This is a genomic window from Frankia sp. BMG5.23 (assembly GCF_000685765.2).
Classification (GTDB): domain Bacteria; phylum Actinomycetota; class Actinomycetes; order Frankiales; family Frankiaceae; genus Frankia; species Frankia casuarinae.
Genome location: NZ_JDWE01000015.1, coordinates 39,597 through 52,657, shown reverse-complemented (window position 1 = coordinate 52,657; position 13,061 = coordinate 39,597). Strand labels below are relative to the sequence as shown.

At 70.1% G+C, this 13,061-nt stretch carries 13 protein-coding genes; all 13 read left to right on the top strand.

From position 1 onward, the window contains the following. Window positions 1-504: 504 nt before the first annotated feature. Complete coding sequence (locus BMG523DRAFT_RS09510) at window positions 505-909, top strand: roadblock/LC7 domain-containing protein (RefSeq protein WP_011437212.1); 405 nt, start codon at window positions 505-507, stop codon at window positions 907-909. Between the two features lie 67 nt (window positions 910-976). Continuing rightward, window positions 977-1,336, top strand: a complete 360-nt coding sequence (locus BMG523DRAFT_RS09505; protein ID WP_011437211.1) for a DUF742 domain-containing protein — start codon at window positions 977-979, stop codon at window positions 1,334-1,336. A gap of 178 nt (window positions 1,337-1,514) precedes the next feature. Further along, window positions 1,515-2,657, top strand: coding sequence for a proline dehydrogenase family protein (locus BMG523DRAFT_RS09500; protein ID WP_235463027.1), 1,143 nt, complete (start codon window positions 1,515-1,517; stop codon window positions 2,655-2,657). After that, complete coding sequence (gene pruA, locus BMG523DRAFT_RS09495) at window positions 2,620-4,362, top strand: L-glutamate gamma-semialdehyde dehydrogenase (protein WP_200923100.1); 1,743 nt, start codon at window positions 2,620-2,622, stop codon at window positions 4,360-4,362. The genes BMG523DRAFT_RS09500 and pruA overlap by 38 nt, the downstream gene beginning before the upstream one ends. A gap of 105 nt (window positions 4,363-4,467) precedes the next feature. Then, window positions 4,468-4,704, top strand: a complete 237-nt coding sequence (locus BMG523DRAFT_RS27310; protein WP_011437208.1) for a hypothetical protein — start codon at window positions 4,468-4,470, stop codon at window positions 4,702-4,704. Between the two features lie 78 nt (window positions 4,705-4,782). After that, complete coding sequence (locus BMG523DRAFT_RS09485) at window positions 4,783-5,361, top strand: DUF5134 domain-containing protein (RefSeq protein ID WP_108913494.1); 579 nt, start codon at window positions 4,783-4,785, stop codon at window positions 5,359-5,361. A gap of 100 nt (window positions 5,362-5,461) precedes the next feature. Next, entirely contained in the window at window positions 5,462-6,154 is a 693-nt protein-coding gene (locus tag BMG523DRAFT_RS09480; protein WP_011437206.1) for an AIM24 family protein, read from the top strand. Window positions 6,155-6,537: 383 nt separating this feature from the next. Further along, a complete protein-coding gene (gene bfr / locus BMG523DRAFT_RS09475) occupies window positions 6,538-7,017 on the top strand; it encodes a bacterioferritin (RefSeq protein ID WP_011437205.1) in 480 nt (159 codons plus the stop codon). Window positions 7,018-7,407: 390 nt separating this feature from the next. Then, a complete protein-coding gene (locus BMG523DRAFT_RS09470) occupies window positions 7,408-8,019 on the top strand; it encodes a superoxide dismutase (protein ID WP_011437204.1) in 612 nt (203 codons plus the stop codon). 1,130 nt (window positions 8,020-9,149) lie between these two features. Further along, window positions 9,150-9,656, top strand: a complete 507-nt coding sequence (locus BMG523DRAFT_RS09465; RefSeq protein ID WP_232235043.1) for an alpha/beta hydrolase — start codon at window positions 9,150-9,152, stop codon at window positions 9,654-9,656. A 191-nt stretch (window positions 9,657-9,847) separates the two neighbouring features. Further along, window positions 9,848-10,243 (top strand): hypothetical protein, encoded by a 396-nt coding sequence (locus tag BMG523DRAFT_RS27305; RefSeq protein WP_011437202.1) that lies wholly within the window; start codon window positions 9,848-9,850, stop codon window positions 10,241-10,243. 20 nt (window positions 10,244-10,263) lie between these two features. After that, the gene (locus tag BMG523DRAFT_RS09455) at window positions 10,264-11,916 is read left to right on the top strand and encodes a hypothetical protein (protein WP_232235037.1); all 1,653 of its coding nucleotides are present in this window, start codon (window positions 10,264-10,266) and stop codon (window positions 11,914-11,916) included. Window positions 11,917-12,260: 344 nt separating this feature from the next. Next, a complete protein-coding gene (locus tag BMG523DRAFT_RS09450) occupies window positions 12,261-13,061 on the top strand; it encodes a glutamate ABC transporter substrate-binding protein (RefSeq protein WP_232235038.1) in 801 nt (266 codons plus the stop codon).

The following is a 13,061-nucleotide window of genomic DNA, read 5'->3' as shown; positions in this document are numbered from 1 at the left end:
CCACCCGCGTCCCTTGAGCCACCCGCGTCCCTTGAGCCCTCAGCGGCCGGTGGGGCGGCACGGTCAGGCGGGGCGATAACCGTCGGTGGGGTACCGGGCTCAGGCGAAGCGGCGGTGAGTGACCATCCCCCCATCGGGCCAGACGGTCCCAGGACCCCCTCCGGGCTGCCGATCCGCGCCCCGCAGACCCACGGGCTCCTCGGCCCGGACCCGTTGGGCACGCCCCCGTCCAGGTCCGCGACCGCTCGCCCCCCCGATGCCGGTCCCGACCTTTTCGGCCCGGCAGCGGCGCTCACGCCGGCCCCGGAACGGCAGACGGTGGCGCCCGAACGGATCCGCGGCCGCCTGAGCCGACTGTACGAAGGCGTTCACCATGCCCGTGGTGTCAAGGGAGACCCCTGACGAGCCTGGCGGGGACGGATGACCATCCGCACCCTTCCTGCCTGCGCGCGGACACCACACCGTCTGATTCGCACCGTCTGATTCGCATAGTCTGGAGGACGCGTGACCCGCGCGGATCCCGAGCATCCCTCGCTCGACTGGCTCGTCAACAACTTCGTCGACTTCGTGCCCGGCGTGGCCAATGCGATCGTCGCGTCCTCGGACGGGCATCTCCTCGCCGTCTGCACTGGTCTCCCGCGGGAGCGGGCGGAACGGCTGGGTTCTCTCGCGTCCGGTCTGTTCAGCCTGACCCTGGCCGCCGCCGACTTCGTGGACGGCGGCCACGTCACCCAGACCATCGTCGAGATGGCCCAGGGCTCGCTGCTGCTCATGGCAGTCGGGGAGGGGTCCTATCTGGCCGTGCTCGCCACCAACACCTGCGATATCGGGCTCGTAGGGTACGAGATGACGGTGCTCGTCGCCCGGACCCGGGAGGCGCTCACCCCGGCCCGCCGCGAAAGTGTGTGACCAGGTGTCCACCAGGTGACATCCCCCATGACCCCATACCCCTATGACCAGGTGATCAGGTGATCACGTGAACGGGGACGCGGTGGAGCCGTCGGGCGAGCTTGTGCGGCCGTACACGGCGACCCGCGGCCGGGCGCGCCCGTCCCGTCTGCTGGCGCTCGAGGCCATGGTGACCACGACACCGCTCGGCCGCGGGCGGCTGTCCGTCCTGCTTCTCGAACAGAAGTCGATCGTCGCGATGTGCGTGCAGCCTCAGTCGGTGATCGAGATCGCGGCCGAGCTGCGTTTGCCCGTGGGCGTCGTCCGCGTGCTCGTCGCCGACGCGGCGGCGGACCGCCTGGTAGAGATCTCCCAGCTCACCATGCCGACGGGAGCCCCGCAGCTCGAGTTGCTCGACCGGGTACTCGCCGGCCTGCGTCGCATCTGAGACGGCGCGCTCTGAGACGGCGCGCTCTGAGACGGCGCGCTCTGAGACGGCGCGCTCTGAGACGGCGCGGCATTCCGCGCCGCTGGGCTGGACAGAGCATTGAGCTTACGTGAAGCTTCGGATCGCGCTCATTCTGTCACGTCGCCTCAGAGGGACGATCGATATGATCCAAAAGCTGATGCCTCCCGTGTCCCGCCATCCGCTCACCCGCGCGCTCGTCACACGTACCCCCCTCGCCCGGGGGATCATCGATCGCTTCGTCGCCGGCCCGTCCGATACGGACGCGATCGCCGCGGTAGCCGGACTTGCCGACCTCGGCCTCCTGGCGACAGTGGATCTGCTCGGTGAGGACATCACCCGTGCGCAGGACGCGGCCGACACTCTGCTGGCCTACCTCGGGCTGCTCGACCTCGCCGACCGCGCGGGGATCGCCGCCGGTCTCGACGTCTCGGTGAAGCTGTCCGCGCTCGGTCAGGCCGTGCCCCGCGACGGCCGCAAGCTGTCATACGAGAACGCCGCCGAGCTCTGCGCGCGGGCAGCGGCGGCGAACGCGACGGTCACCCTGGACATGGAGGATCACACCACCACGGACTCGACGTTGGACACCCTGGTGGAGCTGCGTCGCGACTTCCCCTTCGTCGGCGCCGTCCTGCAGGCGCAGCTTCTGCGCACCGAGACGGACTGCCGTGACCTCGCCACCGCCGGGTCACGGGTGCGGCTGTGCAAGGGCGCCTACCGCGAACCGTCCGCCGTGGCCTACCAGGGACGTCCGGCCGTCGCCGCCGCGTACGCCCGCTGTCTGGGAATCCTGCTCACCGGATCGGGCTATCCCATGATTGCCACTCACGATCCCGCCCTCCTGAACCTCGCCGGCCGGTTCGCCGAGCACGTGGGACGCCTGCCCGCGACCTTCGAATACCAGTTGCTGTACGGGGTACGCCCGGGCGAGCAGCGGCGGTTGGCGTCGACCGGGGCCACGGTGCGGGTGTATGTGCCCTACGGGGCGGACTGCGTGCCGTACCTGACCCGGCGGCTGGTGGAGAGACCCACGAACCTGCTGCTTGCCGCCCGCGCGCTCCGGAGTCGGGCCTGGGACGCGGCGGGCCTGGGATTATGGGCGGGCCTGGGATTATGGGCGGGCCTGGGACGCGGCGGGCCTGGGACGCGGCGGGCCTGGGATTATGGGCGGGCCTGGGACGCGGCGGGCCTGGGATTATGGGCGGGCCTGGGACGCGGGCTGGTTGGACGGGGGACGGAGCGTGCGACGGGACGAAGCAGAGCGCGTGGCGACCGGACCGGTGACGGTTCCGGTCGCGCGTAACGAACCGACCCGTTCCTACGCCCCGGGTAGCCCGGAACGTGCCAGTCTGCGGCGGGCCCTGCTCCGGCTGGGCGGTGAGCACATCGAGCTGACTAACACGATCGGGGGACACCAGCATCTCGGCGGCGGCCCGGCCCGCGACGTCGTGCAGCCTCATGCATACCGGCGGGTGCTCGGAACGCTGCGAGAGAGCACCCACGCGGACGCGGCCGCGGCGGTCGCCGCGGCGAAGAAGGCCGCCCCCGGCTGGCGGGATCTGGGTTTCGCGGGACGGGCCGCGGTGCTCCTGCGCGCCGCGGAGGCGCTCGCCGGCCCGTGGCGGGACACGCTGAACGCGGCCACCATGCTGGGCCAGTCGAAGACCTGCCAACAGGCGGAGATCGACGCCGCCTGCGAGCTGATCGACTTCTGGCGGTTCAACGTGATGTTCGCCGCCGAGTTGCTGGCCGACGTGCCGGCCAGCGGGATCGGGGAATGGAACCGGTTGGATCTGCGTCCACTGGAGGGATTCGTCTACGCGGTCAGTCCGTTCAACTTCACCGCCATCGCCGGGAACCTGGCGACCGCGCCGGCGTTGATGGGGAACACTGTCGTCTGGAAGCCGGCTCCCACGCAGGCGTTCGCCGCACATTTCCTGATGCGGCTGCTGGAATCGGCGGGGTTGCCGCCCGGCGTCATCAACCTCGTCGGCGGTTCGGGTGAACCGGTCAGCGACGTGGTGTTCTCCGACCCGGATCTGGCCGGCGTTCATTTCACCGGTTCTCCCGCCGTCTTCGCCCGGCTGTGGCGGGCGGTCGGCGAGAATCTGGACGGCTACCGTTCCTATCCGCGGATCGTCGGGGAGACCGGTGGCAAGGACTTCGTGGTGGCGCATCCCTCGGCCGACGTCGACGTGCTGCGTACCGCGCTGCTGCGGGGGTCCTTCGAGTACAGCGGCCAGAAATGCTCGGCGGCCTCCCGGGCGTACCTGCCCGCAAGCCTGTGGCGGCGCCTGGACGCCGAACTCGCCGCCGCGACCGAGGCACTGTCGGTGGGGGACGTCAGCGACTTCGACCATTTCACCGGTGCGGTCATCGACGCGCGCGCCTACGATCGCCTGGCCGCCGCGTGCACCCGCGCTGCCAGCGATTCGACCGTCACCGTTCTCGCCGGGGCACAGTGCGACGACGCTGTCGGCTGGTTCGTCCGGCCGACGGTGCTGCTCGGCACCGATCCCGGGCGGGAGTGGTTCACCCGCGAGCTGTTCGGCCCGATCCTGTCGGTTCACGTCTACGACGACAACCGGCCAGGTGCCTGGGACGACGTGCTGACACTGATCGATCGGACCTCGTCCTACGCGCTCACCGGTGCCGTCGTCGCGACCGACCGCTCGGCGATCGCTCGCGCCGAACACGTGCTGCGCTTCGCGGCCGGCAACTTCTACGTCAATGACAAGCCGACCGGGGCCGTGGTCGGCAGGCAGCCGTTCGGCGGCGCTCGCCGTTCCGGTACCAACGACAAGGCCGGTTCCGCGCAGAACCTGCTGCGCTGGGTCAGCCCACGGGTGATCAAGGAGAATCTCGCTCCGCCTGCCGACCACGTGTATCCCCACATGGGGCCCGGGGCCTTTGGCGCGTCCGGCGGTGGCGCGTCCGGCGGCGGTGGCGTGGGTGGGCTGCCGGACGACTCCGCCGGGGGTCCCCCGGCCCCTGACCGTGCCCCCTGACTGCGCCCCGTGTCCGTGCCCCCGGAATCCGGTAAACGCGCAGACGTTTCCCTGAGAGGATCTTAGACTGATATTCCTGATTGGTCCGCTACCCCGGGAGGCGACATGTCCGGATCTACTCATGGGCGTCACATTTTGACCTTCTGCGGAAAATGCAACTGTGGTTGCCCGGAGCTCTTCGTCGACCACGAAGCTCCGGCGGAGCGGCGCATCGTGCTGACCGACGACTTCGGCCAGCGGATCCAGATGAGCGTCGAACAGCTCCAGGCCATCATCGACGAGGCCCGTGCCGGCAGCATCACCGCACTGGTCGATGCCGAACTTGCCCTGGGCGTGAGCTGACGTGCGACGTGCCGTAACTGGACGGGAGCCCGCGGATCGGGGTGTCACCGGGTGGGGTCGGCGGGGGCCGTCGGATCGGTGACACACCACCACCCGGCAGCGGCGCACGCACTGGCCCCACCGCAGGCGGTGGCCGTCGTTGCCGCGGCCGTCTGCGCGTTGCTGGCGATGTTCCACGCCGGACGTCTTGCCGGCGCGCTTGCGCGAGCCCGGCGGAGGGCCGTGTACCCACCGGTCGAGATCGGGCACACGGTGGTGGCCGCGGGAATGGCCGTCATGTTCGTCGGCCCACGCTGGATGACGTCGTCGGTGGTGTTCGCCGTCGCCTATCTGGCGCTGGCCGGCGTCTTCTTCCTCCTTGTCCTGACGGACCCGACCTGCGAGCCGTCGCGGTGGTCCTGTTGCTCGATGCTCGTCATCGAGGGCTTGGCGATGGCGTGCATGGCCCGGGCGGGCAGGTGGCCGGTCGATGATTCGACCGGTCTGACGAATCTGACCGACTGGTTCGCGGTGATCTTCGCTGCGGCGGTGGTGGCTGCTGTCGGTGGCCCGCTGGTCCGCAGGGTCAGGCCGGGCTGGGTGACCCACCCGCCGCCGGCGACATCGGCCGCGTCCCGGCTGGTCATGGCCGGCGCGATGCTGCTGATGCTGCTCTGACGGACGGGTGCCGGTCCTGACGGGCGGCTGCCGGTCTACCCGCCTTATTCCCGTCGGTATTCCTACCGGTGTGGCCCGAACGGGTATGGATGGGCGTTGAATGGAGGCCATGAGCCAGCCACTCGCCACCTTCGCGGGGGGCCCCGCCGCGGGCCCCCCGTTCGCCCTGGAAGAGGGCGATCGCATGCTGCGGGTACGCCTCGACGGCGGCGAGATGTACGCCAAGCAGGGATCCATGGTGGCCTATCGCGGCCGCGTCGACTTCGCCTACAAGGGCCAGGGAGTCGGTGGATTCCTGCGGCGGGCGGTGACTGGTGAGGGCCAGGACCTGATGAGGGTGGCCGGCCACGGAACCGTCTGGTTCGCCGAGTCCGGAAGCCACATCTCGGTCTTCACGCTCGACAACGACAGCCTGACGGTCAACGGCCGCAGTCTGCTCGCGCTGGAGTCCGGCATCCGCTACAAGGTCACCACGACGTCCGGCGGCATCGGCGCCATGATCGCCGGTGGGATCTTCAACACCGAGGTTTCCGGCAGCGGCGGCGTCGCCGTGCTGTGCCTGGGCGCTCCCCTGGTGTTGTCGACGGACGAGCCGGTCTGCGTCGACCGGGATGCCGCGGTCGCCTGGACGGCGGGCGTGCGTACCCGGGTGGTCTCCTCGTTCAAGATAGGCAACCTCGTGGGGCGTAGTTCGGGGGAGCTCGCGCAGATCGAGTACTCCGGTCGGGGGGGATTCGTCGTCGTCCAATGTGGTGAGACGCCGGCCGCCGGGACCGGCACCGACCGGCACTGAACCGACTGCCGGCAGCGTGCCGGCAGGGGCTCGTCTGGTCGGGCGAAGTCGCTGCGGGGGAATGACGCCATGATTATGACGGTTCGTCGCACGCTGCCCGCACGCTTCCTCTGTGCGGGATTTCTATCCTACAGTAAAACTTACCTGCACTTACGTTCATGCGGATGTGAGGGGTCCGGGTTCAGGTTCGCTGCGAAATCCGTATCCGTGTGATGTGCTGTCCGCTGGAGGTTCCGCCCGTCGGCTCGCGCGGACCGTCGGAGGTCATCGCCGCTGGTTGAGGCGCCACGACGGGTCGATCAAGCGGCGTGGGACGGGGCACTCCCTCGGTGTGATGACGAACGACGTCCGGCCGGCGATGCCCGACGGGAGGTGGAGGTTATATGGTGACGCGTGGTGACGCGGAAATCATCGAACTTCTGAACAGCGTGCTGACGAACGAGCTCACGACCGTCAACCAGTATTTTCTGCACAGTCGTATGCAACGTAACTGGGGATATCGACGGATCGCCGAGCACTATTATCACGAGTCGATCGACGAGATGAAGCACGCGGATCAGCTCATCGAGCGGGTGCTGTATCTCGGCGGTCTGCCGAACTTGCAGCGTCTGCACACGCTGCGTATCGGGGAGACGGTGCCCGAGCAGCTCGAGGTGGACCGGTCCGGGGAGTTCGAGGCGGTTGACCTGCTGCGCCGGGGGGTCGCACTCTGCCGGGAGCGGGGCGACGTCGGATCGGCCGTGCTCCTCGAGCGGATCCTCGTCTCCGAGGAGGAGCACATCGACTGGCTCGACGCCCAGCTGGAGCTGATCTCCCAGCTTGGTGCGGCCCATTACCTCGCCCAACAGATCCATGAGGAGTAGCGGAAGGTAGTGGATGGTGGCGATGAATGGCGGAGTAATCCCGTTTTCGTTTCCTCGTCGTTACGCACCGTTGTTGGCGATGTGAACGGGCCGATCCTTTGAGTGTCATGGTGTCGGGTCTCGCCATGCAGGACCCATCCGACTGGCGATAGTGTCCAGTCGGGGGGATCGCGCGGAGGATCGCAGCAGCGAAGCCGACCGTCCACAGGGTGCCGTTGAGGCGGTGCCGCGGGAGAGGGGAGGGGCGAGCCGATGAGCATCGCCAGGTTCTGTCCGCCTCCTCCGCCCCGGGTGGCCGCCGGCTCCACCGCACCGCCCATCTGACCTCCGAGAGCTCCACGCGGGGACTCCTCGGATGAATTCCTTATGAATGGAAAGGATCGTGCGCTAGTGGCGACGTACACGCTGCCGGACCTGAACTACGACTACGGTGCTCTGGAACCGTCCATTATCGGGCAGATAGTCGAACTGCACCACGACAAGCACCACGCGACCTACGTCAAGGGTGCCAATGACACCCTTGAGAAGATCGCCGAGGCGCGCGACAAGGGCGACTTCGGTGCCATCGTGGGCCTGGAGAAGACGCTCGCCTTCAACCTTTCCGGGCATATTCTCCACTCGATCTACTGGGAGAACCTCTCGCCGGACGGCGGGGACAAGCCGGACGGTGCGCTCGGTGAGGCCATCGCCGCCGACTTCGGTTCCTTCGACGCCTTCAAGGCGCAACTGAACGCGGTGACCACCACGGTGCAGGGTTCCGGGTGGGGCGTCCTGGCCTACGACGCCACCGCGCAACGTCTGCTCATCGAGCAGGTGTACGACCACCAGGGCAACGTCGGCGTGGGCAACACCCCGCTGCTCGTGTTCGACGCCTGGGAGCATGCCTGGTACCTGCAGTACAAGAACGTCAAGGTCGACTACGTGGCGGCCCTGTGGAACGTCGTCAACTGGGCCGACGTGGCCGCCCGTTTCGTGAAGGCCAAGGGCGCGGCGGCGGCCTGACCGTGCGGGCTGGTTCCCCGAGGCACAGGACCGTGCCCGGAGAGCCGAGATAGTTGATCATCAAACGTGCGCGAAAAATGTGTACGGATCATGACAAGGGCAGCGCCTCCGGCGGTGCCCTTGTCGTCGTTTTCCGGTGTTTCGGGGCGGGGGCCACGAGGTCCGGTCACCGGCTTCGCGGCCGGCTTCCCAGCTGACCTTGCCGCCGGTCCGGCCGACCGGACACCTTTCGGTCGACGTCACGTCAGCGTCTGGTCGGCGTGTCGTGGAGTGATGTACGACACGCCGTGAACGGCTTGACGGCTTCCCTTCCCGCTACGCAGGGTAGTAGACATGTTCGTGGACGTGCTCCGGCCCGATCGACGCCAGTCCGAGATCCTCCCGTCGCCGTCGTCCTGGCGACGTTGTCGCTGATCTGCCGGCGGTCCCGAGCCTGCCGGCGGTCCCGAGCCGAGCGATCCGTCCCGGCCGCGGGCGGCCAGCGGTCCGGCATCCTCCGCAGCCCGATGAGCTCCTGACGTTCGCCGGCAGGCGACGTGCGGCAGCCGCGTGTCCCTCCGGTCGCCGGGCCGTCGGACCGATCATCGGCGGGCCGGACACCTTCCCTCTCCCACTCTTCAAGCCTTCTCCGCGTCCGCGAGCTTTCACCGCGTCCTCAAGCCTTCTCCGCGTCCTCAAACCCTCACCGCGTCCTCAAATCCTCACCGAGTCTCCGAGGCGAGATCAACGATTGATGTCGCCTCGACGCCGCGCACGCGGCACGTCCGGCCCGTCTGCCGCGACGATCCGTTTCGTCCGAAGGAGATCTGGCGCCGATGCCGTCGCCGACCACTCAGTTGTCCGTCGATGATCCACGGATGGCCTCGCCCACCTCGCCCACCTCGCCCACCTCGTCCGCGGCGGGCAGGCAGTCCCGCGCCCGCACCATCGTCGGTCCGCAGCGGGGCAACTCCGTCGTGCCGACCGCAGGCAGGCCGGCCGCGACACCCATCGCACCCATCGTCTCTCCGGCGTCGATCGTCTCTCCGGCGTCCACCGCCGTCCCGGCCGCGACCCCGGTTCCGTCGACGCGTCGGCTCCCGGCGGCCTCTCCCGCCTCCGGAGGGGCACCCGGGGAATACGTGCGTGCCGTGGTCGCGGTGCTGCTCGGGCGCGGTGAGCAGGCCGGCCCGTTCCACCTTCTCGCCGATCGGCTCGCGCTGGACGGCTACCTGGTGACCGTCGTTCCCGACGGTGGCCGCCGGGTGCCCGCGGTGGCCGAGAACCGGGTGCCGGGTGTCCCGTTCGTCCTCCTCGGTTCCGACACGGGGGCCCTCGCGGCGCTGGCGATGGCCGCCTCCCCCGCGGTACGTCCCGACGGTGTGATCATGGTCGGCCTGCCGCTCCTGCAGGTTCCCGTCGCGGGGGTGGCCATCGAGGAACCGTTGCCGCGTGCCCTGCCCGACCTCCCGATCCTGCTCATCCACGGTGCGCAGGACGAGGTCAGCCCGCTACCCCTGATCCGGATGACGACGCGCACCGCGTCCCGGGCGGAGCTCGTGGTCGTCCCGGGCGGCCACGACGTGCTGACGGGTCCGGGGCGTCGCAGCGTCGCCGCGCGGACCCTGCTCTTCCTGGAGTCCCTCCGCGAGGCCTGACCCCGGCGGGTCTGCCGGCCCGGGGAGGGCAGCGGGTCGTGATCGTCGCCGCCCGCATACTCGGCATGGCCGTTCGGCCCACTCGGTAAGGGCCGAACGGCCAGCCGGGCGTGACATCCGGCGGATCGGCTGGTCCGTCCCGGCAGGGCACTGCTGACGACACCGCCGCCGGACCCCCGCGGGTCCTGAAGATGCCCAAACCCGTCGTGGTCGGATCCGTGGACCTGCGACGGCGACAGGCACGGGAAGACGCCTGCCAGACCGAGGTGGCCCTCAACCGGCGGCTGGCGCCGGACGTGTACCTCGCCGTCGCGGACGTCCGCGACGAGGCCGGCCTCCTGCGTGATCACATGGTCGTCATGCGTCGGCTGCCCGTCGCGCGCCGACTGACGACGCTGGTCGAGCGGGGCGGGTGGGTTGATCCACAGCTGCGAGACCCCGGTGCGGATCGGTGCGGATCGGTGCGGCGGGCAGCCTGGCGGCTATGCAGGCTCGCTGGCTGGACCTGCTGCGCGCCGAGGAACGTTCCCGCCGGTTCCGGCGATACGAGCCCCTCGTCGTTGCTTAGAGTAATCGGATCGGGGTGAAGCGCGTACGCTTAGTTGCTGTGACGGCTGTAACGTCGCTGCCGCCCACGCAGAGTGGGGGAGCCTCCCCGGCCGGTCGCCGAGCGACCGCGCGTCGTCGCCGTGGCGGTGGGGAGCCCGGTGGCCCGGGCGGCCCGCGAGCGCGGTGGGGCACGCGGCTCGCGCGGGCCGTGCTGGGCATCGCGGCGCGATGCGACGCGGGTGTCCGGCTCGTCGGGCTGCTGGCGTTTCTCGTGGTCGCGCTCGCGTTGTTCGGGTTGACGCTGCACGGAGTGGTCACTCATCGGCTGGACGCGACCGACGGCCTGGTGAGTCGGCACGGCCGAGCGCTCGCCACGGCTCAGGAGCTGCGGGCCGCCCTCTCCCAGGCGGATGCCGCCGCGGCGGCGGAGGTCTTCGCGCCCGTCGAGCTTCTCGTCGGCAGGGGAGAGTCCGCCGCCGAGCTGCGGCAGCGCTATGATCGGATCAAGAACGGTGGGCTGTTCGAGGCGAGTGTCGCCGATGCCGCCCGTGACGTCCTGGACCTGCGCCGACTAGACCCGGCCCTGTGCGCCGCGGACCCGCCCTGGTCCGACCCCGCGGCGCCGCCACCCGGACCCGACGGCGCAGGGACCCGGCCGTCGTCCGGGCGGATCGCCTCGTCGTGCCCCCTGGACGTGCTTGCCGGCGGCATTCCCGTCTACAACGGGATGGTCGAACGGGCCCGGGCGAACAACCGGGCGGGGCTGTCCGTCGGCGAGGCCAACCTGCGGGCCGCCTCGACGATGATGCGCACGGAGATCCTTCCGGCGACCGAGGTGCTCGTCGCCCGGTACGCCGACGCGGTGGACACCGCCTACCAGCAGGCCACCGGCTCACGGGGGGAATGGGCGATCGTGATCACGGCCGCCCTCGCGATCATCGCGCTCGTCGGCGTCCAGCTGCTTCTGGTCCGACGCACGAACCGACTGGTCAACCCGGGCCTGCTGCTCGGCACCGGGTGCATCCTGGCCACGGTCACCTGGACCGCGGTCGCCTTCGGGACCCAGCAGACCCGTCTTGACACCGCGCAGGACTCCGGGTATCGACCGATGAGCCTGCTCGCCCGATCGAAGACCCTGGCTCTGGAGGCACGGGTCGATGAGAACCTCTCGCTGACGGCGCTCGGCAACGGCACCCGTTTCGACGAGCACTTCGCCTGGGTGACCCGAGGCCTCGGCTTCGACGTGACCGGTGACCGCCTACCGCCCGAACCGGTCACCCGTCGTGGTTCACTCGTCGTCGCCCTCGACGCGCGCGGGGGGGCCGGGATACCGGCGGGACTCGAGAGCGATCTGCGCTCCTGGCTGCGTAGCCGGGCCTCGGTGGTGGCTCTGCTGGCCTCGTCACCGGACTCGGTCGTCGCGGCCGCGCGAGGACCGGGAGACGCCGGCTCCTCCGTCGGGGACCCGCGTTCCTCCGACACGTTCGGACAGGCGGTGACCCGGACCCTCGGGCCGGGCACGACGGCGTTCACCAGCTTCCTCGGCAAGCTCGACGTCGCGATCGACGCCGCCCGGGGCAGGTTCGAAGGAGATGTCCGCCGGGCCGCCGCGGCGTTGCGCGATCTCGAGCTGGCCGGCCCGGCACTCGTCCTCACCGCGATCGTCGCGGCCGCGGCGGGGATGTGGCCCCGGCTCCGGGAGTACCTGTGAGCCCGCCCGGTCGGACCGGGCGCCGGACCGGGCGCCGGACCGGGCGGACCACCCGCCGGCACCCTTCCATCCCGACGGGGGCAGTGGGCCCGCTGCTTGGGGGGATCCTCGTTGGCTGCATGGTCCTCGTGGGCGGTACGGGCTGCAGTACCGCCCGTAGCCCCCTTCCGCTGGAGGCCGCCCCGATGCCGCCATCACCGGTGCCGGACGCCGAGCCCACGCGGGCGTCGGCGGAATCGGCCAACCCGGATGGAACCTGTCGCCGGGATGGCAGACCGCTCCGGTCGAGCGAACCACCCCTCACCCCGATGCCTCCCCCCGGCCGGATGCCGGTGGGCAGCCGCATGCGCGCGATCGCGCGGGACCGCGGCTACCTGCGCGTGGGCATCGCTACCGACGCGCCCCCGGCCGGGTTGATGAACTGGCGCACCCTGCGACTGGAGGGTTTCGACGTCGGCATAGCCCGCGCGGTCGCAGCGGCCATCTTCGGCGCCGAGCGGGTCGACGATCATGTCCAGTTCCGTGCCGTCACCACCTCCGAGCGGGAGGACCTGCTCCGTTCCGGCATGGTCGACATGCTCGTGGCTACCATGACCATCACCTGCGAGCGCAAGCGGCAGGTCCGGTTCTCCGACGTGTACTACGAGTCGACCCTGCGGTTGCTGGTTCGGGAGAACGCCGGGTTCCGCGGTATCGCCGATCTCGTCGGACGGCCGGTCTGCTCGTCGGCGGGGAGCACGTCCAGCGAGAAGCTGGCGCGGCTGCCGGCGCCGGGACCCCGACCGGTGACCCGGGCCCGCCTCGCGGACTGCCTGGTCGCGCTCCAGCACGGTGACGTCGACGCGATCGCCGGCGACGATGTCCTCCTCGCCGGACTGGCCGCCCAGGACCCCTACACGACGGTGCTCGGGCCGAGCGCCTTCGGCGCGGACTTCGAAGCCGGCGGCCGGCTCGACGAGCCCTACGGTATCGCCATGCCGATCACCGGGGACACGGCGGGAGACGACGAGTTCGTCGCGTTCGTCAACGGCGTGCTTCGCGAGATCATGCTCGACGGAACCTGGTCCCGCCTGTATGACGAGTGGCTGCGACCGGGCCTACGCGTACCCGGCCGCCCCCCGCTGCTCGACGGTGGCCGTCCCTGA